The 24,259-nt window shown below is 73.9% G+C and carries 18 protein-coding genes; 2 read left to right on the top strand and 16 right to left on the bottom strand.

Going from position 1 to position 24,259, the window contains the following annotated elements; all coding sequences use genetic code 11:
- Window positions 1-34: 34 nt before the first annotated feature.
- From CXR04_RS31560 to CXR04_RS31495, 14 genes are all read right to left on the bottom strand, one after another.
- Window positions 35-1,063 carry a lysophospholipid acyltransferase family protein gene (locus CXR04_RS31560; RefSeq protein WP_101425616.1) on the bottom strand — a complete coding sequence of 343 codons (1,029 nt, stop codon included), beginning with the start codon at window positions 1,061-1,063 and terminating at the stop codon, window positions 35-37.
- The gene (locus CXR04_RS31555; protein ID WP_234380572.1) at window positions 1,060-2,637 is read right to left on the bottom strand and encodes a lactate racemase domain-containing protein; all 1,578 of its coding nucleotides are present in this window, start codon (window positions 2,635-2,637) and stop codon (window positions 1,060-1,062) included. Before CXR04_RS31555 ends, CXR04_RS31560 begins: the two co-directional genes overlap by 4 nt.
- A 131-nt stretch (window positions 2,638-2,768) precedes the next feature.
- Window positions 2,769-4,007: a zinc-dependent alcohol dehydrogenase gene (locus tag CXR04_RS31550; protein WP_101425614.1), complete on the bottom strand. Its 1,239-nt coding sequence runs from the start codon at window positions 4,005-4,007 to the stop codon at window positions 2,769-2,771.
- Window positions 4,004-6,370, bottom strand: a complete 2,367-nt coding sequence (locus tag CXR04_RS31545) for an HAD-IB family hydrolase (protein ID WP_101425613.1) — start codon at window positions 6,368-6,370, stop codon at window positions 4,004-4,006. Before CXR04_RS31545 ends, CXR04_RS31550 begins: the two co-directional genes overlap by 4 nt.
- 61 nt (window positions 6,371-6,431) lie before the next feature.
- Window positions 6,432-7,688, bottom strand: a complete 1,257-nt coding sequence (gene larC / locus CXR04_RS31540; RefSeq protein ID WP_234380571.1) for a nickel pincer cofactor biosynthesis protein LarC — start codon at window positions 7,686-7,688, stop codon at window positions 6,432-6,434.
- Between the two features lie 155 nt (window positions 7,689-7,843).
- Entirely contained in the window at window positions 7,844-8,581 is a 738-nt protein-coding gene (gene larB, locus CXR04_RS31535; protein ID WP_101425612.1) for a nickel pincer cofactor biosynthesis protein LarB, read from the bottom strand.
- Window positions 8,578-9,576 carry a TIGR00268 family protein gene (locus CXR04_RS31530; RefSeq protein WP_101425611.1) on the bottom strand — a complete coding sequence of 333 codons (999 nt, stop codon included), beginning with the start codon at window positions 9,574-9,576 and terminating at the stop codon, window positions 8,578-8,580. The genes larB and CXR04_RS31530 overlap by 4 nt, the downstream gene beginning before the upstream one ends.
- On the bottom strand, window positions 9,573-10,490 hold the full coding sequence (locus CXR04_RS31525) for a hypothetical protein (RefSeq protein WP_101425610.1): 918 nt from the start codon (window positions 10,488-10,490) through the stop codon (window positions 9,573-9,575). Before CXR04_RS31525 ends, CXR04_RS31530 begins: the two co-directional genes overlap by 4 nt.
- A gap of 164 nt (window positions 10,491-10,654) precedes the next feature.
- Entirely contained in the window at window positions 10,655-11,281 is a 627-nt protein-coding gene (locus CXR04_RS31520; RefSeq protein ID WP_234380570.1) for a TetR/AcrR family transcriptional regulator, read from the bottom strand.
- A gap of 218 nt (window positions 11,282-11,499) precedes the next feature.
- Entirely contained in the window at window positions 11,500-12,351 is an 852-nt protein-coding gene (gene fdhD / locus CXR04_RS31515; protein WP_101425608.1) for a formate dehydrogenase accessory sulfurtransferase FdhD, read from the bottom strand.
- A 6-nt stretch (window positions 12,352-12,357) separates the two neighbouring features.
- The gene (locus CXR04_RS31510) at window positions 12,358-13,230 is read right to left on the bottom strand and encodes a 2Fe-2S iron-sulfur cluster-binding protein (RefSeq protein ID WP_101425607.1); all 873 of its coding nucleotides are present in this window, start codon (window positions 13,228-13,230) and stop codon (window positions 12,358-12,360) included.
- Window positions 13,227-15,353 (bottom strand): NAD(P)H-dependent oxidoreductase subunit E, encoded by a 2,127-nt coding sequence (locus tag CXR04_RS31505; protein WP_101425606.1) that lies wholly within the window; start codon window positions 15,351-15,353, stop codon window positions 13,227-13,229. Before CXR04_RS31505 ends, CXR04_RS31510 begins: the two co-directional genes overlap by 4 nt.
- Window positions 15,344-17,290, bottom strand: a complete 1,947-nt coding sequence (locus CXR04_RS31500; RefSeq protein WP_101425605.1) for a molybdopterin oxidoreductase family protein — start codon at window positions 17,288-17,290, stop codon at window positions 15,344-15,346. Before CXR04_RS31500 ends, CXR04_RS31505 begins: the two co-directional genes overlap by 10 nt.
- The gene (locus CXR04_RS31495; RefSeq protein WP_101425604.1) at window positions 17,287-18,354 is read right to left on the bottom strand and encodes a 2-dehydropantoate 2-reductase; all 1,068 of its coding nucleotides are present in this window, start codon (window positions 18,352-18,354) and stop codon (window positions 17,287-17,289) included. Before CXR04_RS31495 ends, CXR04_RS31500 begins: the two co-directional genes overlap by 4 nt.
- 150 nt (window positions 18,355-18,504) lie before the next feature.
- Between CXR04_RS31495 and CXR04_RS31490 the strand changes: the two genes are divergently transcribed.
- Window positions 18,505-19,722: a molybdopterin molybdotransferase MoeA gene (locus CXR04_RS31490; RefSeq protein WP_101425603.1), complete on the top strand. Its 1,218-nt coding sequence runs from the start codon at window positions 18,505-18,507 to the stop codon at window positions 19,720-19,722.
- A 126-nt stretch (window positions 19,723-19,848) separates the two neighbouring features.
- Entirely contained in the window at window positions 19,849-20,538 is a 690-nt protein-coding gene (locus tag CXR04_RS31485; RefSeq protein WP_101425602.1) for a GntR family transcriptional regulator, read from the top strand.
- Between the two features lie 123 nt (window positions 20,539-20,661).
- On the opposite strand, the gene CXR04_RS31480 is transcribed toward CXR04_RS31485, so the two are convergent.
- A complete protein-coding gene (locus CXR04_RS31480; RefSeq protein ID WP_101425601.1) occupies window positions 20,662-22,047 on the bottom strand; it encodes an OFA family MFS transporter in 1,386 nt (461 codons plus the stop codon).
- Window positions 22,048-22,117: 70 nt separating this feature from the next.
- Window positions 22,118-24,256, bottom strand: a complete 2,139-nt coding sequence (locus tag CXR04_RS31475; protein ID WP_101425600.1) for an acetate--CoA ligase family protein — start codon at window positions 24,254-24,256, stop codon at window positions 22,118-22,120.
- Window positions 24,257-24,259: the final 3 nt, after the last annotated feature.

The raw sequence follows: 24,259 nt of genomic DNA, 5'->3' as shown, positions 1-24,259 counted from the left end.
CCTGCACCCCTCGCCTCGCCCCGGCGCCGTAACCTCAGTCGTCCCGCCACACCTTCCGGCGGCCGTCCCCCAGCGACGGTCTCGTCGCCTCCCAGACTCGCCGCCACTCCGCCACCGGCTTCCCCTGTTCCACCGGTGTCGCCGTCAGCGGGAGTGCCGTCGTGCGGCCCTCCGGGAGGGTCAGGCGGCCCTCTTCCGCCGCGCGGAGCGACTGGTACCAGCCCAGGTCCTCCTCCGCCCACAGGGCGGCGATGTGGCGCAGCATGCGGGCGCGGAAGTCGGTGACCGACTCGCCTGTCTGCGGGGGCAGGGGGCGGCCGAAGCGGACCACCAGGCGGGTGCCCGTGCGGGTGGGGAGGGCCTTGCCGCGGGGCATCGCGGCGAACGTGCCGCGGACCGCCACCGGGACGACCGGGATGCCCATGTTCACGCACAGGCGCGACGCGCCCATCTTGAACGAGCTCATCCAGCCGTCGTGCGACCGCGTGCCCTCCGGGTACAGCAGCAGGCTCCAGCCGTCGTCGATCAGCTCCGCCGGCAGCGACACCCCGCCGCGGCGTGAGCCGTAGCGGTCCACCGGGAAGGCGTTGAACATCAGCGCGGTGGTGATGCTGACCGCCGTGGAGGTGAAGAAGTAGTCCGCCGCCGCGCCGACCGCCGTGCGGTCGGCGATGCGCCGGGGCAGGGAGCCGAGGATCAGCGGGGTGTCGAGGTGGCTGGAGTGGTTGGCGACGAAGATCGCCGGGCCGCGCAGCGACTCCAGCAGGTCCAGGCCCTCGATCTGCGGCCGGGTCTTCGCCCACGCGTACTGCTTGAGCACCCCGCGCTGCAGGACGTTGCGCACCGCCCGGGCCGCGGGCGTCCGCGCCCACGCGGTGGGGAACGTCTTCTGCTCCACCTTCCCGGCCCCGAAGCCCGCCGCACTGCCGCCCGGGGTGCGGTAGCCGCGCGGGGCCAGGGCCCGGCCGCGCCAGTCGCGGCCGGACCGCACCATCGCCAGGTCGCCGCGCAGGCTCCCCCGGCCCGGCTTGCCGCCCTTGCGCGGGCCCTTCGCGCCGCTCATCGGACGGACGCCAGGGTCAGCGGCGGCATGTGCTGGTAGGTGATCGAAGGGCTGGTGCCCACCGTCTGCGAGGCCAGTTGCAGCGCGTCGTTCAGCGTCGACGCCGACTGCACGCCGAGCCGGGACGCCGCGCTGCGGTCCGCGCCGACGAAGATGACCTGGCCCAGGTGCTGCATCGCGTGCGCGCCCCAGTACCACATGTAGAAGGGGTGCACGCCGTGGTAGGCGTAGCTCTTGCGGTAGAGGTGCACGTACCACGGGTCGGTGGCGAACTGCTTCTCGAACTTGGCCTCGATGACCGCCGGGTCGGTGGTCTCGGCCAGCACCTCTTCGTAGAAGTCGATGTAGCTGGGGTGGTGCACGGGGTGGAACTCGTTCGGCATCGGGTGGTAGAAGATCCCGACGCCGCCCTCGCGCACGATCGGCTTGTTCAGATAGAGGTTGAAGAAGTAGCCGAGGCCCAGGCACATCGTCAGGATCGGGTTCATCACCGAGTTGACGTTGTACGGGCAGATGTACGGCAGCCCGTACACCGCGACGTCCGCCTGCCCCTGCACCTCGGTGAGCTGCTGGCGGTGGACGTTGCGCAGGGTGATCGGGTGCACCTCGCTCGGCGCGCCCGCGTTCACGCCCGTGACCCCGTACGGCGCCTCCGTCTTGTGCCACAGCCGGCGCCGCATCGACGGCGTCATCAGGGCGTTGCCGCGCCGGGAGGCGAGGTAGGCGGCCTGGTCGCCGTAGTTCCACTCCCACTCGCGCTTGTTGAGGAAGCGGGTGGCGGACGGGAAGGTGTCGTTGTTCAGCGTCGTCTCGACGGTGAACACCTTGACCTGGCCGCCGATCAGGTCGTGCATGCGGTTGTACGAGTGGTGCATGGCCGACTTCGGCGGGTCGTTGAACGACCGGGAGTGCCGCAGCGTGTGCACGTTGTGGTGGTGGCGGATGCTGCGGTAGCTGGCCAGGCCCACCGACACCGACTTGGGGCCGCCGCTCATCGCCGTCGAGGTGATGTTGACGTAGACGACGAGGTCGCTCTCGGCCGCCCGCCGGTTGATCTCGACCTCCTCGCCCTCCGCGGTGTCGCCGAGGTGCACGAGGTTGTCGCGGTCCTCGGCGTCGTGGTTGGTGAGGTGCTGCGGGAAGAACGACCGGAACACCCGGTCGCCCACGACGTGCTGGAGCTCCGCCGGGGTCATGCGCCGGTGCAGGGCGTTGGCGGCGATCAGCTCGACGTCGTCGACGCCCTTGGCCGCCGCCATCTCCAGCACCTGCTCGATGATCCGCTGGCGGACGTCGGGCCGGCGCATCGGCGGCAGCGGGAGCGACAGGTCGTCGAAGACGATCGTCAGCCGCATACCGGCGAACAGCAGCTCGGGCAGGGGCTCGCTGCCGTGCGGTTCGAGCAGCGCGCGGCGGATGACCCCGTCGAGGTCGCGGATGCCGGGCAGCGAGTCGGGCGGGTAGATCACCCGGGTGCCGTGGGGCAGCCGCTCCAGCCGGAAATTCTCGCCCTCGTGCACCAGCAGGGGCGGGGTTCGTTCGTCGACTTCCAGCACGAAGCCTGGTCTGCTCACGCTCTCTCCTCAGTGTGGTCGCCGGCGCCTGCAGCGGGCGGCGGTGCGGGCGTCGGGTGCCCGGCGGCTGCGTACGGCGGTGGGGGGCGGCCGACTACGGTACCGGCCCCTACCCTGCCATTCGTCCCCGGTCAGCCGTCCAGGGTGGGGTCAAAGGCGATCTTGACGGAGCCCGCCGAGCCGGCCGCGAACGCGTGCTCCAGCGCAGGGCGCCACTGCTGGAGCGCATAGCGTTCGACGTAGCCGTCGAGGGGCGCGGTGGCGGCGAGTTGCACCGCCTTGTCGAAGTCGGTGCCGGCGCGGCCGTCGGGGCCCGCGTCGGGGTCGTCGGGGGTGACGTCCTCGCGGCGTCTGGTCGTGTACGCGCCGACGAGGCTCAGCTCCCGGTACCAGAGCGGGGTCAGGTCGGCACCCCCCGGGATGCCGGACACGACGACCGTGCCCCCGGCCCGTACGGTACGCAGCGCGGTGTCGAGGCCGGCGCCGCCGCCGGTGCACTCGAACGCGATGTCCACCCCGCCGAGCAGGAACTCCGAACCCATCTCGGGACGCTGGGCGAGCGCCGAGGTCATCCGGCGGACGGCGCGCAGCGCGCGGTCCGGCTCGACGGCCTCGTCCGCGCCCAGCGAAAGCGCCCGTTCGCGCTGGTGGCCGTGCTTGGCGACGACGTGGATGGTGCCCGCCTCGGTGAGCTGCCGCAGCGCGAGCACGGTGAACAGCCCCACCGTGCCGGCCCCGATGACCAGCACGGAGGCGCCCGGCTCGATCGGCACCCGGCGCACCGAGTGGATCGCGCACGCCAGCGGCTCGACGAGCACCGCGCGCTCGTCCGGCAGGTCGTCGGGCACCGGGCGGAGCTGGTGCTCGTGGGCGACCATGCGCTGCGCCCAGCCGCCGCCGGTGTCGGCGCAGTAGCCGGTCTGCATGCCGGGCGACAGGTGCCCGGAGGTGATGTGGTCGCAGCGGTTGGTGTGTCCCGCCCGGCAGGCGTCGCACTCGGGCAGGCCGCGTACCGCGCAGGACAGCACCGGGTCGAGCACGACGCGGGTGCCGCGCGGGATGGTCGGCAGGTCGTCGACGGTGGTGCCGACGACCTCGTGTCCCGGCACGAACGGCGTGGACGTCAGCGCCGCCAGATACGGCGACACGGTGCCGTTGAGCATCCCGAGGTCCGAGCCGCAGATGCCGGACAGGCTGGGCGCCAGCCGGGTCCAGCCGTCGCCCTTGGGCAGTTCGCGCCGGTCGCGGGCGAGCCGCAGCGGCGCGAGCGAGCCGGCCAGCGAGCCGGCGGCGCGGCTGCGGGTGCGGCTGAGCCCGCGGGCGGCCAGGAAACGCGCGGGCGAACGGTGGTACTGAAGCGCCAGGCTCATCGGGCCTCTCCGTCGGATGCGGTGCGGCCGGCCGTGGGCAGGGCCCGTACGGGACGCGGCCGGGTGTGGCTGATCACGGTGCCCGCGAGCGCGTCCCAGCGGCTCGCGGTGTGCGTCCCCCAGCGGGCGATCTCCCAGCGGTGGCGCTTGGCGTGCCGGAACAGCCGGGTGTCCGGGTTGACCGCGTGCGGCTTGCCCACGACCTCCAGCAGCGGCCGGTCCGAGTAGCTGTCGGCGTAGCCGAAGCTGGCGCCGAGGTGGATCTCCCGCTCGCGGGCGTGGCTCTGCAGCCAGGCCGCGCGGCCCTCGCCGACGATCGGCGGGGTGCGCAGGAAGCCGGTCAGGACGCCGTCGTGCTCGGCCAGGTGGGTCGCCTCGATGTCGTCGAAGAGCGGCCGCAGCGGCTCCACGAGCAGGTCGAGGCTGCCGGTGATGAGCACGGTGCGGTGGCCGGCGGCGCGGTGGGCGCGGATGCGGCGTACGGCCTCGGGCATCACGCGGTGCAGCAGCGCGTCGCCGACCTGCTCCGCGACCAGCGCGCGCAGTTCCTCGGCGCGTGCACCCTCGTAGCGGCGGAAGAAGGTGCGCATCACGTCGCCGCGGTCGCGCCGCTCCGCGAGCAGGTAGCGCGGCGCGTTGCGGGCGAGGTCGAACAGCTCGGGGGCCCAGCGCCCGCGGGGCAGCGACGCCAGCCGGGTCCAGACGTAGGACTCGACGATGTCGGAGGCGATGATCGTGCCGTCCAGGTCGAAGACGGCTGCCGTGCTGCCCGCGGCGACGTCGCCGCCGGGCGGGAGCGCGGCGGGGTTGGGCTTGCGGGTCTTGCGGCCGCCGCCGGTTCTGGCCCGCAGCGGCGCGGTGACCTTGGGGCAGTGGACCTCTTCGAGGTACGTGTACCAGTCGATCTCGGCGGGGTCGAAGCCGTGCTCGGCGGCGCGGTCGGCGGGCAGCGCGGCGTTCAGCGCACGCAGCTCGCGGTCGTCGTAGACCACGGCGGTACGGGTGTAGACGCCGTACAGGTCGGAGTAGCGGCGCAGGGTCTCCAGCGAGCGCTTCTCCTTGTGCAGCCTGCTCGCCCACTCCTGGGTGCGCTCGGTGCCGGGCAGTTGGCCGAGGAGCTTGTCGGCGAGGTTCGCGGCGCGCTCGCCGGCGCCGAGCGCGAACTCCACCCGGGCGGCGCCGGGGAAGGTCCACGTCGGCGGCCGGACGTGGCCGCGGCCGCTGCTCTCCGGCAGCGGGTCGCGGCGGAAGTAGGAGTGCACGTGCTTGTAGAGGTCGCGCAGCGTGAGGGGGTTGGTGGCGCCGGAGCCGACGTGGAAGTAGTGCGGCCCCGCGCCCTCCTCGGGCGGCGCCGCCGCGGCGGCGAGCGTGGCGTTGACGACGAGGTCGACGGGGACGACGTCCATCACGGTGTCCGGCTGCCCCGGCATGTCGCGCAGCAGCCCGCTGCCGTAGGCGATGATCAGCGGGTCGGCCATCTTGAAGCCGTCGATCCAGCCGGGGTACGGGTGGCGCAGCGCGCTCTCCACGATCGCGGGGCGCACGATCGACAGCGGCCGGTCCGCCCACAGCTCCTCGACGGCGCGCTCGGACATCGCCTTGGTGAAGGTGTAGACGTCGGAGAAGCCGAGGATCTCGGCGCGGATGGCGCCGTGTTCGACGAGCCGCTCCTCGACCCACGCGCGGCGGGCGTCCTCGGCGTCCTTGGCGGCGATCTGCGGGCCTGCCTTGCCGTGGTCGCGGCCGGCCTTCTCCAGCGCCTTGCGCAGCACCTCGGGGCGGCGGGAGGCGCGTTCGACGTCGTCGCGCGCGGCCAGCCCCTGGGCCAGCTCGCCGCGCCAGTCGACGTCGTGGGTGAGCCGGCCCTCCCGGACGAGGCCCTGGCCGCCGCTGGATACGTACGCGGTGGAGATGTGCACGATGTGCGGCGGGCGCTCCTGCCGGCCCAGCTTCTCGTACAGCGCGACGGCGCCGGAGACGTTGCTGCGGAACGCCTCGTCGATGGGCGGGTCGAAGGAGACGGACGAGGCGCAGTGGATGGCGACGTCGATGTCCGCGGGGAACTCGACGTCCTCCAGCTTGTCGAGCGCGCCCTCGATGACGGTGACGCGCCGCTCCGCCTCGGCGAAGGCGGCCTCGTCGCCGACCTGTTCGCGCCAGGTGCGGAAGACGTCCTTGCGCAGCAGGCGGCGGAAGCGGTCGGCGGCGCCGCCGTTGCCCCGCGGGCGGACGACGATCGAGACGCGGGTGCCGGGATGGCCGGACAGCAGCCGCTCCAGCAGCGCCTGCCCGATGAAGCCGGTGGCCCCGGTCAGCAGGACGTGCGCGTCGTCGAGTCGCCCGATGCGGTAAGTCCCCGTCACTCGTGCCCTCCCCTGGTCTGGTCTTGCATATGCCGGTCTCTGTTTCTGTTGCGGACCGGCGTCAACCGGTGGCGGGCCGCGGCACCGCCAGGTCGCCCCGGTAGCGGACTGCGGCAGCTTCGCACACCGCGCGTACGGGCCAGCCCAGCGCGGCCGCGGCGGCCTCCGCTTCGGCCAGCTCCGGCTGTACGGTGAGCGCGCCGCCGGGGCCGTCCGCGACCTTGACGGTGACCTGCTGCTCGGCGCCGGGCGGGCCCACGGCGACCACGGCGCTCTGCCGGGGCAGCATCAGGCGCCGGTGGGCGGACCAGCGGACGCCGAGCGTGGTGGTGTGCCGGAACAGCGCGTCGGCCACGGCGGGCCGCACCTCAGCCGCGCACAGCGCGGTGACGACGCGGCCGGGGCGGCCGTGTCTGCCGACGGTCTCGGTGGTCCAGCAGTCCCACGCGCCGGCGGCGCGCAGGGCGGCGAGGACCGACGGCCACAGCCGCGGGTCGAGGTCGTCGACGGTGCTCTCCACGACGGTGACCTCGCCCTCGGCGGGCCCGCTGGCCGCGGGGGCGGTGCGGGTACCGACGACGACGCGGGTGATGTTGGGGCGGTCGGGGGTGTCGCGGCGGCCGCCGCCGGTGCCCACGGCCCGTACCGCCATGTCCGGCAGCGGTCCGGGCGCGGCGAGGGCGGCGACGAGCGCGGCGCCGGTGGGGGTGGTCCGCTCGCCGGCGAGGCCGCCGCCGGTCAGCGCGAGGCCGCCGGCGGCGGCCAGGTGCAGCACGGCGGGTACGGGGACGGGCATCCGGCCGTGCGCGCAGTCGACTTCCCCGCTGCCGGCGGCGAGCGGGGAGGTGGTGACGGCGGCGCCGGAGGCGAGCAGGCCGAGGTCGTCGAGGGCGGCGGCGCAGCCGACCACGTCGGCGAGCGCGTCGAAGGCGCCGACCTCGTGGAAGTGGACCTCCTCGGCGGTGGTGCCGTGCGCCTTGCCCTCGGCCTCGGCCAGCAGCCGGAAGACGCGGGCGGCGAAGTCCGCGGCGGGCGCGGCGAGTCCGGCGCCGGTGGCGCGGTCGAGGTCGGCGAGGACGTCGGCGAGGTGCCGGTGGTGGTCGGGGACGGCGGGGCGGTGGACGGTGACGCGGTTGCACCCGAAGCCGCCGCGGCGGTCGCGCGCCACGGACACGCCGAGCCCGTCGATCTTGAGCGCGGCGACCGCCTCCTGCACGGCGGCGAGGCGCGCGCCGGCGTCGAGCAGCGCGCCGAGCAGCATGTCGCCGGCCACCCCGGCGGTGCAGTCGAGATGGGCCGCGGCCGTCCCCTCAGCCACCGTGCGTCACCCCCGGCGAGTCCCGTTCATGATCGGTGGGAGAGCCCTTCCCGTGCGTCTCCGCCGCCGCACCGGCGCGCGGGGCGGCCTCCCCCGTGTGAGCGACGCCGTACGCGAAGGCGTCGTAGGCGAAGGCGGGGCGGGCGCTGCGCTGTTCAGTCACCGGCGCGTACCCCCACGATCTTCGCGGCGTGCACGGCGGCGCCGAAGCCGTTGTCGATGTTGACGACCGTGAGCCCGGGGGCGCAGGTGGCGAGCATCGCGCCCGCGGCGGCGCGGCCGCCGTCGGCGAAGCCGTAGCCGACACTGGTGGGAACGCCGACGACGGGGGCGCTGAGCAGTCCGGTGACGACGCTCGGGAGGGCGCCGTCCATGCCCGCGACGACGATCGCGCAGTCCGCGGCGCGCACTTCGCCGAGCACCGAGAGCAGCCGGGACAGCCCGGCGACGCCGACGTCGGCGTAGATCCGGGAGCCGGTGCCGAGCGCGTCGAGGGTGGCGACGGCCTCGCGGGCGACGGGCAGGTCGCTGGTGCCGGCGGTGAGTACGGCGACGGTGCCGCGCGGGGCCGGCAGCGGGCCCACGGTGACGGTGCGGGCGCGGGTGTCGACCCGTACCGGCTCGTCGGCGAAGGTGTCGGGCGCGTCCCGCAACACCGCCTCGGGGCAGCGGGTGGCCAGCGCCGGGGAGTCCGGTGTGCGGCGGCGGAGTTCGGCGAGGAGCTGGAGGGTCTGCTGCGGGGTCTTGCCATCCGCGTAGACGACCTCGGGCACGCCGGTGCGGCGGCGCCGGTCCACGTCGAGGCGGGCGAAGTCGCCGACCTCCGCGACGCCGCCGGCCAGCAGCCCGGCGAGGCCGGTGGCGTCGAGGGCGCTGCCGCGCGGCTCGCTCATCGCGTCGGCGCTCCATCGGAAGAGGCGGTGCGGGAGGCGGCGCGGGCGGCGGTGCTCACCGCGCCCGTACGGTACGGGGCGAGGCTGCCCTCGCCGAGCGGGCCGACGGCGGCGACCTCGCGCAGCAGCGTGTCGCCGAGGCCGTGGGCGGCGGCGACCTCGCGGTGCGCGGGCGCGTCCAGCTCGATCCGGAATCCTCGCTTCAGCAGCCGTACACGGACGTCGCGGGCGCCCACCCGGTGCTCGTCCAGCGTCTCGCGGACCCGCTCCTCGGCCCGTTCGACCAGGTGCAGCCGGTCCTTGGAGACCGTGACGCCCACGGCGATCCGGGACGCCAGGCACGGCATGCCCGGCTTCTCCGCGACCGGCAGCCCCCACGCCCGCGCGAGCGCGCGCACCGCGGCCTTGCCGAGCCCGGCGGCGGCCAGCGGCTCGGCGGCGGCGAGTTCCTTGGCGGCGCGCAGCCCGGGGCGGTGGGCGGCGCGGCGGTCGTCGAGGTGGGTGCCGGTGGCGACGTGCGCGAAGCCGTGCTCCGCGGCGTAGCCGGAAACCCGGCCGAGGACGGTCTGCTTGCAGAAGTAGCAGCGGTCGCCGGCGTTGGCGCGATAGCCCGCGACGGACAGCTCGTCGGTGTCCAGCACGACGAGTTCGGCGCCGAGGTCCGTCGCCGTGTCGCGGGCGAGGGCCAGCTCGCCGCGGGCCAGGGCGGGCGAGTCGGCGATGACGGCGACGGCCCGGCCGGGGCCGAGGGCGCGTACGGCCGCGGCGAGGACGACCGTGGAATCCACGCCACCGGAGTATGCCACCGCGACGCTGCCGAGTCGTCCGACTTCCGCCAGCAGCGCGGCGGCGGCCGCGCCCGCGTCCGGATCGCCGGAGTCCGCGGCGGCCGGCCCCGCGGCGGGGGCGGCCGCGGGGTCACCGGCGGCGGTTGCGGTGGGCCCGCGCCGGTCGGCGGCGGGGCCGTGGTGCGCGGCGGGGCCGGCGTCCGTCATGCGTGCGAGCCCGCCGATCGACGTCGTACGGCGGCGATCCCGGCCGCGCCCGCGACCACCGCGGCGCCGGCGACCAGCCGCTTGCGGGAGCTGCGCTTGGCGGCGCCCAGGTCGCCGACCGGCACGCCGGCGCCGAAGCCCGCGACGCCGCGCTGGACCAGGTTGAGCCCGGCCATGCCGGGAAGCTTGTGCACCTTCTCGTCGATCTTGCGCACGGCGGCGGCGCCCGCGTCGTCACCCAGCAGGTGCCGCAGCACGAACTGGGTCTCCTCCACGGGCTGGATGGTGGAGCCGACGGGCTGCCAGAAGCGCTCGGTCACCCAGCGGGCCACGGAACGGGCGCGCTGGGAGCGCTCCAGGCGCTCCTTGGCCTGGCTGGCGTAGAACGCGAGATGACGGGACTCCTGACGCTGTATGCGGCCGAGCAGCTTGGTCAGCTCGGGGTGCTGCTCCTTCTCGATGAGGCTGCCGTACGCGGCGTGCGCGGACCACTCGTTTATGGCGCCCCACGTCATGTGCACGGCCACGAAGTCGTCGCCGATGGCGTTGGCCGCGATGGACTGGTAGATCGGCGCCAGCCGGTCCTTGAGCCCCTGCGCCTCGCGCACCTCGCGGATGTGGTCGTAGTCGGCCTTCTGCCCGTGGGCGCGCAGCACCGAGTCGATCGCCTCGCCGTGCCAGAACTCCTCGAAGGCCCACATCGACATGAACGCCGTGACGTCCGGGTCCCGGTGCGAGGGGGTGACCAGCACGTCCCGCAGGTAGCAGACCGTGTGGCTCTCCACGTCCGACATGTACCGCAGACAGCGCAGTGCCTCCGCGGACAGCGGGCGCTCGGCGAACGCGTCGAGATCCAGATCGTCGACCTGAACGCGTCCGGCCGTGTTGATGTAGCCCGGTATGTCGAAGGCCATTGCTCTCCCTCCGGCAGATGCGCCGATTGCGCCGAGTCCATCACGGCACGAAGCCCTTTATCAACATCTGTTGAGTTAGCTCGCGATTCTAGATCGCGGCCGGACCCGCACGCCACTGCCCCCACCCGTGACGCAGCAGACACTCCTGAGGTTGACTCGGCGCCCTAACTCTGCGCGGCGGGAAGCGGGCCGAAGAGATAGCCGTCGATGGTACGGCCAACGATCTCGGCCAACTCCGGCCGAGGCAACTCGGCGAGCGGGCCGAAGCGCACCACGTAGCGCACCAGGGCGGTGCCCACGAGGTGGGAGCCGGCGAGGCCGGCGCGCAACTCGGCGCGGTCCTTGACGGCGCGGGAGGCGATGCGGGCGACCAGTTCGCGGGTGATGAAGTCGCGCAGGATGGCGGCGGCCGGCTGGTACGAGGCGGCGGAGAGCAGGATCGCCTGAAAGGGCCACCTGGTCTCGGCATCGTCCCACAGATCGAAGTAATAGGCGGCGAGCCGCCCGCCCAGCCCGTCGGAGGCGTCGCCGATGATCCGCCCGAGCACGTCGTCGGGGCGCATCACGTCGGCGATGGCGGCCAGGTACAGCCCTTCCTTGCTGCCGAAGAACTGGACGAGGAGGGACGGGTCGACGCCCGCCTCGCGCGCGACCGCGCGCAGGCTGCAGGCGCCGTAGCCGCGGGCGAACATGCGCTTGGCGGCCCGGATGATGTCCGCCCTGGTGTCGGGACGGCCGGGGCGGGGCCCGAGCGGCCGCACCCGAGGGCCCAGCGTTCTCTTCCCGGTCACGGTGGTCGCTCACGCTCCAACGCAGGTGTGCATTTTGCTCATTGCGTCAAGTCTTCGGTGAACGCCCGGCCGGGACAAGAGGGGCGGGCCAAAGCTCCGGTCAAAGCGGCACGTCGGCGAGGCGGCCCGCGGGAGGGCCGCGCGGGCGTCGGGGGCCGGCCGGCGCAGGGGGCGCACCCCGCCGGCCGGCCCCGCGCCCGCGCACGCGACGGGGCCGATCAGACGCCCGCGACCGTACGGTGCGGGGCGATGCGGTGTTCGCCTGCGTACACGTTCATGGTGTCCCCGCGCAGGAAGCCGACCAGGGTCATGCCGGTTTCGGCGGCGAGGTCGACGGCGAGGGAGGAGGGTGCGGAAACGGCGGCCAGGACGGGGATGCCGGCCATCGCGGCTTTCTGTGCCAGCTCGAAGGAGGCCCTGCCCGAGACCATCAGCACGGTGCCGGAGAGCGGGAGGCGGTCCTGTTGCAGGGCGCGGCCGACCAGCTTGTCGACGGCGTTGTGGCGGCCCACGTCCTCGCGCAGGTCGATCAGGTCACCGTCAGAGGTGAACAGCGCGGCGGCGTGCAGCCCTCCGGTGCGGTCGAAGACCCGCTGCCCCGCCCGCAGTCGATCGGGCAGCGCGGCCAGGGTCTCCGGCGTGAGTCGCATACCGCCGTCGGCGAGGGGCCAGCGTGCCGTCGTACGGACCGCGTCCAGGCTCGCCTTCCCGCACAGCCCGCACGACGACGTCGTATAGACGTTCCGCTCCAGCGAGACGTCCGGCACCGCCACTCCCGCGGCCAGCCGCACATCCACGATGTTGTACGTGTTCCCGCCCTCCGCACCGTCCACCGCCCCCGCGCAGTACGTGATCCCGGCCAGTTCCCCGCCCCCGGCCACCACCCCCTCGCTCACGAGGAACCCCGCCGCCAGCGCGAAGTCGTCACCCGGCGTCCGCATCGTGATCGCCAGCGCCCGGCCCCCCAGCCGGATCTCCAGCGGCTCCTCCGCCACCAGCGTGTCCACCCGCCGGTCCACCCGCCCCCCACGCACCCGCACCACCGGACGCCGCACCGTCACCCGACCCATCGCCGATCACTCCGTACCCTGGACGTTCTGGACGTGCTGGTAGCCGAACCGGCCCTTGATGCACAGGTTGCCCCGCGTGATGGGGTTGTCGTGCGGCGAGCCGACCTTGACGATCCGGTTGTCCTGCACGTGCAGCGTGAGGTTGCAGCCCACCCCGCAGTACGCGCACACCGTCGTCGTCTCCGTCTGCGCGTCCTCGTCCCACGTGCCGGCCGCGCGCATCTCGTACTCGGTCCTGAAGCTCAGCGCCCCGGTGGGACAGACCTCGATGCAGTTGCCGCAGTAGACACAGGCCGAATCGGGCAGCGGCCCGTCGTGCTCCACGGCGATCGTCGTGTCGAAACCCCGGCCGGCGACCGCGATGGCGAAGGTGTTCTGCCACTGGTCGCCGCAGGCGTCGACGCACTTGTAGCACATGATGCACTTGCCGTACTCGCGCACATAGAGGTCGTTGTCGACCTTCGCGCCGCGGTCCCCCACCGTCGCCGCGTCCGGGCCGAACCGGCCGGGCTCCGCGCCGTACTCCTCGATCCAGCCGGCCACGTGCGGTGTCGTCGACAAGTCGGTCGAGGAGGCGAGGAGTTCGAGGACAAGCCTGCGGCTGAGCCGGGCCCGCTCGCTGCCCGTACGGACCTTCATGCCCGGCTCCGCGCGGCGGGAGCACGCGGGCGCGAGCGCACGGGCGCCCTCCACCTCCACGACGCAGACCCGGCAGGCGTTCTTGGGCGTGAGCGTGTCGCCGTAGCAGAGGGTCGGGATGTCCTTGCCCGCGGCGGTGCAGGCGTCGAGGATCGTGTCGCCCTCCAGGGCGTGGACGGTCTCGCCGTCGAGTTCGAACTCGACGCGGCGGCGCGGCAGGCCGAGCGGGACGCTGCTCATTCGTAGGCTCCCAGGCGGTCGATGGCGGACTCCACGGCGTTCCACGCGGTCTGGCCGAGACCGCAGATGGAGGCGTCGCGCATGACCTGGCCCACCTCGCGCAGCAGCGCGACGTCGGCCGCGGCTGCTGCGCCGCGGAGGTCCGCGATGCGGTGCAGGGCCTCCTCCTGCCGCACGGTGCCGACGCGGCACGGTACGCACTGGCCGCAGGACTCGTCGCGGAAGAATTCCGCGACGCGGATGAGGATGCGGGGCAGGTCGACGGTGTCGTCCAGGACGAGGACGACGCCGGAGCCCAGGGTGGCACCGGCGGCGCGGGCGCCCTCGAAGGTCAGCGGCACGTCCAGCTCGTCGGGCCGGACGAAGCCGCCGGCGGCACCGCCGAGCAGCACGGCGCGCAGCCCTGCCGGGGGGCCGCCGGCGAGGTCGAGGAGGTCGCGGAGGGTGGCGCCGAAGGGGACCTCGAAGACGCCGGGGCGGTCGACGGTGCCGGCCACGCAGAAGAGCTTGGTGCCGGTGGAGGACTCGGTGCCGGTCGCGGCGAAGGCGGCGGCGCCGTGGGTGAGGATCGGCAGGACGTTGACCAGGGTTTCGACGTTGTTGACGGCGGTGGGCTTGCCGAAGAGGCCCCGTTCGGTGGGGAACGGGGGTTTGGTGCGCGGCTCGCCGCGGTGGCCCTCGATGGAGTTGAAGATCGCGGTTTCCTCGCCGCAGATGTACGCGCCGGCGCCGCGGCGGATCTCGATGTCGAAGGCATAGCCCTGGCCGAGGACGTCGTCGCCGAGGAGGCCGCGGGCGCGGGCGCGGGCGGCGGCATGGGTGAGGCGGTCGAGGGCGCGGGGGTATTCGCCGCGGAGGTAGAGGTAGCCGCGGTGGGCGCCGACGGCGTAGCCGGCGATGGTCATGGCCTCGACGAGGGCGTAGGGGTCGCCTTCCATGAGCACGCGGTCCTTGAACGTGCCGGGCTCGGACTCGTCGGCGTTGCAGACGAGGTAGCGGGTGCGGACGGGCTGGGAGGCGGTGCCCTGCCACTTGCGCCCGGTGGGGAAGGCGGCGCCGCCGCGGCCGAGGAGGCCGGCGTCGGTGACCTCGCGGATGACGCCGGCGGGACCGAGGGCGAAGGCGTTGCGCAGGGCGGTGTAGCCGCCGTGGGCGCGGTAGTCGTCGAGGTCGGCGGGGTCGGTGGTGCCGACGCGGCGGAGGAGTACGAGGCCGGGGTCGCCGGTCTGGGGAACGGCGGCGGCGGGTGGGGGTTCGTGCTCGGCGCGGGCGGGGTCTTGGGCGGCGAGGACGAGGCTGTCGGGGGTGGCCGGGGCGACGACGGCGGTGGTGGGGGTGGCGGGGATGACTGCCGCGGTGCCGCTCGGGGTTGCGGGGGCGGGGCGGTCCCGGTGGGTGGGGGGTGTTCCCCGATCCCGCCCCTTCCCGAAACCGGGGGCTGCGCCCCCGGCCCCCGCCCCCCGCGCCTCCGGCGCGAGGGATTCCGGGGGCTCCGCCCCCGTACCGCCGCGGGGGCCGGGCCCCTGCGACCCCGCTTCCTGCCGCCCCGTACCCTCGCCGGGGCTCGGCCCCCGCTCCCCCTCCCCCGCGTCCTCCCCGGAGCCGCGGGCCTCCCCCTCCGGTACCTCCCCCGCGCGTATCACCAGCGCCGCCGGGGCCCGTTCGCACAGGCCCAGGCACGGGCTCTCCTGCCATACCGCGCCGCCTGCCGGGGTGCCCGGCGGGCCCAGGCGCGTCGTCAGGGACTCCGTCACGCGCTTCGATCCGCTCGCCGCGCACGCGATGTCCGTGCAGACGTGGAGCACCGTCGCCGGCCGCGGGCGCAGGGAGAACATCGCGTAGAAGGTGGCGACCCCGTACGCCTCCGCCGGGGGGACCGTCAGGCGGCGGCAGATGTAGTCCAGGGCGCCCTCGCTGATCCAGCCCACCCGGTCGTTGACCGCGTGCAGGGCCGGGAGCAGGAGGTCGCGGCGGTCGCGGGCCTCGTGGCCGCCCTTCGCCCAGCGCAGGTCCGCCGCGTCGCGTTCGCCGCCCTCCCAGCCCGTCGGGGCCGGGCCCAGCAGCCCGTCGACGGCGGCGCGTTCGGCGTCGGAGGGCTTGGCGTCGGTGTACTTCAGGTCCACGACGGCACCGCCTGCCGGTCGGCGAGCTTGTCGATGCGTACGGCCGCGGCCTTGTACTCCGCCGTGCCCGCGATCGGGCACGTGGCCTCGATCGTCAACTGGTTGGTGTCGACCTCGTCCGGGAAGTGCAGGGTCATGAACGCCAGCCCGGGCCGCAGCCCTTCGTCGATCCACACCGGGGCGACCACCGAGCCGCGCCGCGAGGTGATGCGGACCTCCTCGCCGTGGGCGACGCCGTAGGCCGCCGCGTCCTCCGGGGAGAGTTCGATGTTCTCGCCGCGGCGCAGCGGCGAGGCGAAGCCGCTGGACTGCACGCCCGTGTTGTACGAGTCGAGCCGCCGGCCGGTGGTCAGCCGCAACGGGTAGTCGTCGTCCAGGAGGTCCACCGGCGGGGAGTGCAGGACCGGGCCGAAGGCCGCGCGCATGCCCCGGCGTTCGGGGTCGGCCTCCCAGAGGCGGCCGTGGAGGTACGTCGGCTCCAGCCGGTTCTCGCTGGGGCAGGGCCACTGGATGCCCTGGTGCTCCTCCAGCCGCGCGTACGTCATGCCGCGGTGGTCGGGCGAGACCGCGCGCAGTTCGTCCCAGACCTCCTGCGCCTCGCCGTACTTCCAGTCGTGGCCCAGCCGGCGGGCCAGCTCGCAGAGGATGTCGATGTCGTCGCGCGCCTCGCCGGGCGGGCGGACTGCCTTGCGGACGCGCTGGACGCGCCGTTCGCTGTTGGTCGTGGTGCCCTCGGTCTCGCACCAGGCGGCGGAGGCGGGCAGCACGACGTCGGCGAGCAGCGCGGTCTTCGTCAGGAAGATGTCCTGGACGACGAGGTGGTCGAGGGCGCGCAGCCGCTGCACGGTGTGCTCGTTGTCGGCCTCGGACTGCGCGGGGTTCTCGCCGATGCAGTAGACGGCCTTCAGCGTGCCGCGTTCGATGCCGTCGAGCATCTCGGTGAGGTTGAGGCCGTAGCGGGGCTGGATGACGGCGTCCCAGGCGGTCTCGAAGCGCTCCCGCACCGCCGGCTCCAGGATGTCCTGGAAGCCGGGCAGCCGGTTGGGGATGGCGCCCATGTCGCCGCCGCCCTGGACGTTGTTCTGGCCGCGCAGGGGCTGGAGCCCGCTGCCGTGGCGGCCGACGTGGCCGGTGAGGAGGGCGAGGTTGATCAGGGCGCGGACGTTGTCGGTGGCGTTGTGGTGCTCGGTGATGCCGAGGGTCCAGCACATCTGGGCGCGCTCCGCCGTGGCGTACGCGTGCGCCAGCTCGCGGATCGCCGCGGCGGGGACGCCGGTGACCTGCTCGGCGGCGGGCAGGGTCCAGGGCTCGACGGCGGCGGCGTACTCCTCGTAGCCGCTGGTGGCGCGTTCGATGAACGCGGTGTTGGCGAGCCCGGCGTGAATGATCTCGCGGCCGACGGCGTGGGCGAGCGGGATGTCGGTGCCGACGTCGAGGCCGAGCCAGCGGTCGGCCCACTCGGCGGTCCCCGTACGCCGCGGGTCGACGGCGAACATCCGGGCGCCGTTGCGGATGCCCTTCAGCACGTGCTGGAAGAAGATCGGGTGCGCGAAGCGGGCGTTGGAGCCCCACATCACGATCAGGTCGGTCTCCTCGACCTCTGCGTACGAGGAGGTGCCGCCGCCGGAGCCGAAGACGGCCGACAGGCCGGCGACGCTGGGGGCGTGGCAGGTGCGGTTGCAGGAGTCGACGTTGTTGGTGCCGATGACGACGCGGGTGAACTTCTGCGCGACGTAGTTCATCTCGTTCGTGGAACGGGCGCAGGAGAACATGCCGAACGCGTCGGGGCCGTGCGCGTCCGTGGTCGCGGCGAAGCCGCGCGCGGCTGCGTCGAGCGCCTCCTCCCAGGTCGCCCGGTGCAGCTCGCCGTCCGCGCCGCGGACGAGCGGGTGGGTGAGCCGCGGGTACTGCTTCGGGGTCCTGTTGCGGTCCTTCATGGGGCGCTCCTGGCGGTGTCCTGGCTGCTGGGGTCGCTGGGGTTGCTGGGGTTGCTGGCGCTGCTCGGGTTGCTCGGATCTGCCGCGGCGGGGGTACGGGCCGTCGTCTCGGCGAGCAGTCCCGCGACCGCGGCGATGGCGCGCACGGTCGGCACGGGGACGCCGGTCAGGCCGGCCAGCTCGACCACGGCGGCGAGCAGCACGTCGAGTTCGAGCGGCTTGCCCCGCTCCAGGTCCTGGAGGGTGGAGGTCTTGTGGTCGCCGACGCGCGCGGCGCCGTCGAGCCGCCGCTCGATGGAGATCCCGGGCCGGCTGCCGAGCCGGGCGGCGACCTCCAGGGTTTCCCGCATCATGGCGGTGACCAGCTCGCGGGTGCCGTCGTGCCCGGCGATCTCGCCCATGGTGGCGCGGGTGAGCGCGCTGATCGGGTTGAACGAGATATTGCCGAGCAGCTTGATCCAGATGTCGTTGCGCAAGTCGGGCTCGACCGGGCACTTGAGCCCGCCGGCCACCATGGCGGCGCTGAAGTCGAGGCAGCGCGGGCTGACGGCGCCGTCCGGTTCGCCGATGGAGAAGCGGGTGCCCTCCAGGTGGCGTACGACGCCGGGCGCGGCCAGTTCGGTGGCGGCGTAGACGACGCAGCCGATGGCGCGCTCGGGCGGCAGCGTGCGGGTGACCGCGCCGCCGGGGTCGACGCTCTCGATGCGCTGTCCGGTGTACGGGCCGGGCAGCCCGTGGAAGTACCACCAGGGGATGCCGTTCTGGGCGGCGATGACCGCCGTCTTGTCGTGCAGCAGCGGGTGGACGAGCGGGCCGCTGGTGGCGTACGAGTTCGCCTTCAGCCCGAGGAAGACGTAGTCGACGGGGCCTACGGCCGCCGGGTCGTCCGTCGCCTCGGGGCGGGCGGTGAAGTCGCCGCGCGGGCTGAGCACGCTGACGCCTGTGCGGCGCATGGCGGCCAGGTGCGGTCCGCGGGCGATGAGATGGACGTCGGCTCCGGCGCGGTGGAGCGCTGCTCCGACGTAGGCACCGATCGCGCCGGCACCGACAACTGCGACTTTCACTGGCGGGCTCCCTTGCGTGCGATGCGATCGCGGGGGCTCTTTCCTAGTCGACAGAATATTGTCTACAGTATGCCTTTCACGGGGGTCAAGGGTCGTGCACCCCTTCTACGGCGGCCCGTTGGGCCGCACCGCAACCGCGGGAGGCCGCTGATGACGACGCTCGGAACCACTCCCCCGCCCCGCACCGCGCCCGCCGCCGCGCCGGGCTGGCCGGAGGCGCGCGCCGCCGCGCTGGCCACGGCCGGCCCGCTCGCCGTCCGCGACACCCCGCTGCGCCGGGCCCACGGGCGGGCGCTCGCCGAGCCGTTGACGGCCCGCGCGCCGCTGCCGGCGTTCGACACCGCCGCGATGGACGGCTACGCCGTGGCCGGGCCCGGGCCGTGGACCGTCTCCGGACGGGTGCTGGCCGGACAGGAGCCGCCGGTGGCGCGGCTCGCGGCCGGGCGGGCGCTGGAGGTCGCCACCGGCGCCCGGGTGCCGGAGGGCGCCGAGGCGGTGCTGCCGTACGAAGACGCCCTGCGCACCGGCCCGTCGGTGGCCGGCGCCGTGGCGCCGGGACGGCACGTGCGGCGGCGCGGCGAGGAGTGCCCGGCCGGCGCCGAGGTGCTGCCGCCGGGCGCCGTGCTGACCCCGGCGGCGCTGGGGCTCGCCGCGAGCCTCGGGTACGACCGGGTCGCCGTGCACCGCCGCCCCCGCGTCGCGCTCCTGGTCACGGGCGACGAGCTGGTGCGCCGCGGCACCCCGCCGGCCGGCCGGGTCCGCGACGCGGTGGGACCGCTGCTGCCCGGCGTCGTGGCCTGGGCCGGCGGCGCGCCGCAGCCCGTGACGTACCTGCCGGACGGCCGCCCGCCGCTGACCGCCGCGCTGACCCGGGCGGCGGCCGGGGCCGACGCCGTCGCGGTGTGCGGCGCCTCGTCCCTCGGTCCGGCCGACCATCTGCGCCCGGCGCTGGCCGACTTGGGGGCCGAACTGCTCGTCGACGGGGTGGCCTGCCGGCCCGGGCATCCGCAACTGCTGGCCCGGCTGCCCGGCGGCGGGCCGCCGGTCGTCGGCCTGCCGGGAAACCCGTACGCCGCCTTCGCCGCCTGCCTGACGCTGCTCGTACCGCTCCTGGAGCGGCTGGCGGGCCGCACTCCCCCGCCGCCCTGGCGCGCCCGGCTCGCCCCGGCCCCCGCCGCGGGCTCCCGCGCGCCCGCCCCGCACCCGCGCGACACCCGGCTCGTCCCGGTGACGCTCGACGGCACCCGCGCCGTCCCGGTCGGCCACGACCGCCCCGGGCTGCTCTGGGGCGCGGCGGCGGCGGACGCGGTGGCGGTGCTGCCGCCGGGCGGCGCGGACGAGGTGGAGTTGCTGCGGCTGCCCCGCTGACACCGCGCCACAAATGGTGTGAACTTCCTCACCACGGGGCGCACTCATCGTTCATCCACGCTCTCGGTAGACTGTAGACAAAAGCCAATTCGCCTGTCTCCGGGGCGACAGAGGGTGGGGAGATCGATGCTGTCCCAGGGACTGCCCCAGGGGGCGATGCCGCGGCTGGAGCGGCCGGGCCCGCTGCGCGAGCGGGTGTACGAGGCCCTGCTCGAACTGATCATCACGCGCACCCTCCCGCCGGGACAGCACTTGGTCGAGACCGAGCTGGCCGGCCACCTCGGCGTCTCCCGCCAGCCCGTGCGCGAGGCGCTGCAGCGCCTCAACACCGAGGGCTGGGTCGATCTGCGCCCCGCCCAGGGCGCGTACGTGCACGAGCCGACCGACGCCGAGGCCGACCAGCTCCTCGTCGTCCGCGCGCTGCTGGAGACCGAGGCCGCCAGGCTCGCCGCCGCCAATGCCTCCGGCCAGGGCATCGCCCGGCTGGAGGAGCTGTGCGCGACGGGCGAACGGGCCGTGGCGGCGGACGACCTGGAGGCCGTCGTCGCCGCGAACCTCGCCTTCCACGCGTACGTCATGGAGCTGGCCGGCAACGCCGTGCTGGCCGAGCTGGCCGCCCAGGTCGAACGCCGCGTCCGCTGGTACTACACGCCGGTGGCCCGGCAGCGCGGCGCCCAGTCCTGGATCGAGCACCGCGAGCTGATCGCCGCCGTGCACGACCGCGACGAGGCCCGCGCCCAGGAGGTCATGCGTGCGCACACCGAGCACACCCGCCGCTCGTACCACCAGCGCGAGCACGACGACCACCCCCGCTGAGGCCCCGGCCGGGTAGCGGTCGGCCGGGGCCTCGTTCACGCGGTTCCACTCGCGGGTTCCGCTCCCGCCGGAGCGGAACCCCGGGCGGGCGGAGCCGCCGGGTCGGGGACCGGGACCCGGGGGCTAGTCGGTCTCTCTGCTGATCGGCCGCGGGTTGGGCTCGATGTCCTTCAGCCGCGGGCGGCCCGGTGGGGTCAGGAACAGCGCCATGAAGCCGGCGAAGAGCGAGATGGAGCCCGCCAGCAGGAAGGCGCCGGAGTGCCCCCAGGCGCCGACCACCACGGAGCCCATGCCCGCGCCGAGACCGGAGACGAGCTTGGCGCTGTAGACCATGCCGTAGTTCGAGGCGTTGTTGTTCTCGCCGAAGTAGTCGGCCGTCAGCGCCGCGAACATGGGGAAGATCGCGCCGCCGCCGAAGCCGGAGATCGAGGAGAAGATCAGGAACAGCGGCAGGTTCTTCATGTCCGCCGACCACAGGATGCCGTACTGGGAGAGCCCGAGCACGATGCACACCACGATCAGGCAGCGTTTACGGCCGTAGAGGTCGGACAGCCAGCCGATGACGCCGCGTCCTGTGCCGTTGACGACGGCCTTGAGCGACATGGCCGTGGCCACGATCCCGCCGGCGAAGCCGGCCTCCTCGCCGATGTCCACCTGGAAGGCGATGCCGAAGATGTTCACGCCCGACGTACACGCCAGGCAGAACCACATCAGCGTCACCCGTCCCGTCGCCCACGCCTCCCTGGGGGTGTACTGCTTGACCGCGGGCGGGTTCATCTTCAGCGAGCGAGCCGCCCGCGGGTCCTTCGGCGGGTTGAGCGGGTCGATGTCCGCGGGCCACCAGTTCTTCGGCGGGTCCTTGAAGAAGAACCCGGCCGTGCCCACCATCAGCGCGAGGAAGAGCCCGACCGAGACCAGCACCCAGCGGAAGTTGGTCAGGTCCATGTAGCCGGTGAAGAGGAACACGAAGGGCACCGAGCCGTAGGCGAAACCGCCGTTCACGAAGCCGGTCTTGCCGCCCTTGCGCTCCGGGTACCACTTGCCGACCATGTTGACGCAGGTCGCGTAGACCATGCCGGCGCCCATACCGCTGAACATGCTGAACCCGATGTACGCGACCACGACATGCGGCGCGTACGCCAGGGACAGATAGCCGAGCAGGGTGCCGGTGGCGCCCAGCATCATCGCGAAGCGGGCCGGCAGCTTCCCCGTCTCGCGCAGCTTCCCGGCCGGGAAGGCGACCGCGGCCTGGAAGAACACCCACACGGTCATCATCCAGAAGATGTGCCCGCTGGCCCAGTTGTGCGCGGTGTGGAGCGTGTCCTCGGCGGAGGCGAACGCGTACTCCGCCGAGCTGATGCCCATCATGCCCACCCACGGAAGGATGACCATCCACTTCCGCTTGCGGCCCATGATGTCGACGTCGGACTCGCCTATCCGATAGGTCCTGCCGTTTCTGTCGGTCACCTCCCGGTAGGGGAGGACCGACCGGTCTTCGGTTGTCGTCATGGGTTGCACCCCTTGTATCGAGAATCCGGTCAGCGCCCCCTGTCCTGATCTCTGCGGTGGTGCGGGTGGTTCAGGCGAGCAGCCCCGCCGCTCTCGCCCAGCGGTACTTCGCGCCCAGTACGGCGACCGGCTTCTCGGTCGTGTACGGGTACGCGACGACCCCGTGCTCGAAGAGGTACGCGCTCGCCTCCTCGACCTCCGTGTCGCCCGCGAGGGACGCCACGACAGGCTTGACGTTGCCCTTGGCCCGCTCCTCCGCCACCACGCGGGCGGCGAGTTCGGCGAAGACCATGGGCGGGGTGACGATCGTGTGCCAGTAGCCGAGGACCAGCGCGTGGATACGCGGGTCGGTCAGGCCCAGCCGGATCGTCGCCTCGTACGTGGCCGGCGGCTCGCCGCCGGTGATGTCGATCGGGTTGCCCGCCGCCCCGAACGGCGGGATGAACCGCATGAACGCCTCGTCCAGGTCGGCCGGGATCTCCATCAGCCGCAGCCCGTTGTCGACCACGGCGTCGGAGAGCAGCACCCCGGAGCCGCCGGCGCCGGTGATGACGACGATGTCGTCGCCCTGCGGCGTGGGCAGCACGGGCAGCGCGCGGGCGTACTCCAGCATGTCGTTCAGCCCCGGCGCGCGGATCACGCCGGCCTCGCGCAGCACGTCGTCGTAGACCGCGTCGTCGCCGGCCAGCGCCCCGGTGTGGGAGCCCGCCGCCCTCGCGCCGGCGGATGTACGGCCGGCCTTGAGGACGACGACGGGCTTCTTCGGCACGGTGGCGCGGGCGGCCTCGACGAAGGCACGGCCGTCCTTCAGGTCCTCCAGGTGCATCGCGATGCAGGTGGTGTTGTCGTCCTCGCCGAAGTAGGTGAGGAGGTCGTCCTCGTCCACGTCGGACTTGTTGCCGAGGCCGACGATCGCGGAGACGCCGGTCTTCGTGGTCCTGGCGAAGCCGAGGATGGCCATGCCGATGCCGCCGGACTGGGAGGTCAGCGCCACGCCGCCCTTCACGTCGTACGGCGTGCAGAAGGTGGCGCAGAGGTCCTGCCAGGTGGAGTAGTAGCCGTAGATGTTGGGGCCGAGGACGCGCACGCCGTACTCGGCGGCGATGTCCACGATCCGGCGCTGGAGTTCGTGCTCGCCGGTCTCGGCGAAGCCGGACGGGATGAGCACGGCGTTGGGGACGCCCTTGCGGCCCACCTCCTCCAGGGCGGCCGGGACGTACGCCGCGGGGATGGCGAAGACGGCGACGTCGACCTCGCCCGGCACGTCGGCGATGGTCTTGTACGCCTTGCGCCCCAGGATGTCGTCGGCCTTGGGGTTGACGGGGTGGATGTCGCCGGGGAAGCCGCCGTCGACGAGGTTGCGCATCACCGAGTTGCCGATTTTGCCGGTCTCGTTGGAGGCGCCGATGACGGCCACGGAGCGCGGCTTCATCAGCCGGTTCATCGCCGTCAGGATCTCCTCGCGGCTGAACCGGGGGCGCGCCTCGGGCTCCCCCTCGCCGAGCAGGATCCGCACGTCGGCCGCGAGCGCGCCGCCGGGCGTGGCGATCACGGGGTTGAGGTCGACCTCGGCGATCTCGGGGAAGTCCGCGGCGAGTTCGGAGACCCGGCGGATCTGGTCGGCCAGCGCCCGCCGGTCGACCGCTGGCTCGCCGCGCACCCCGCGCAGCACCTCGGCGGCGCGGATGGAGTCGAGCATGCCGGCGGCCTCGTCCCCGGTCACCGGCGCGAGCCGGAAGGTGATGTCCTTCAGCACCTCGACCAGCACCCCGCCGAGGCCGAACGCGACGACCTTGCCGAAGGTGGGGTCGGTGACGGCCCCGACGATGACCTCCCGGCCCGCCGGCAGTTGCTGCTGGACCTGGACGCCGTCGATCCGGGCGGCCGGGTCGTACGCGCGGGCGTTGGCGACGATCCGCGTGAACGCCGCGCGTACGGCGGCGGCGTCGGCGAGGCCGACCTCCACTCCCCCGGCGTCGGTCTTGTGCACGATGTCCGGCGAGACGATCTTCAGCACGACCGGCCCGTCGAAGCCGTCGGCCAGCGCCACCGCCTCCTCCACGTCCCCGGCAAGTCCCTCGCCGGGCACGGCGATGCCGTACGCGTCCGCGATCCGCTTCGCCTCGGGGGCGGTGAGCGCGGTGCGGCCCTGGGCGCGTACCTCCGCGAGCACGTCGCGGACCGCCGCGGTGTCCTTGGCGCCGTCCATCTC

This window comes from Streptomyces sp. CMB-StM0423, from assembly GCF_002847285.1.
Taxonomy (GTDB): domain Bacteria; phylum Actinomycetota; class Actinomycetes; order Streptomycetales; family Streptomycetaceae; genus Streptomyces.
This window is presented reverse-complemented; position numbering and strand designations above follow the sequence as displayed.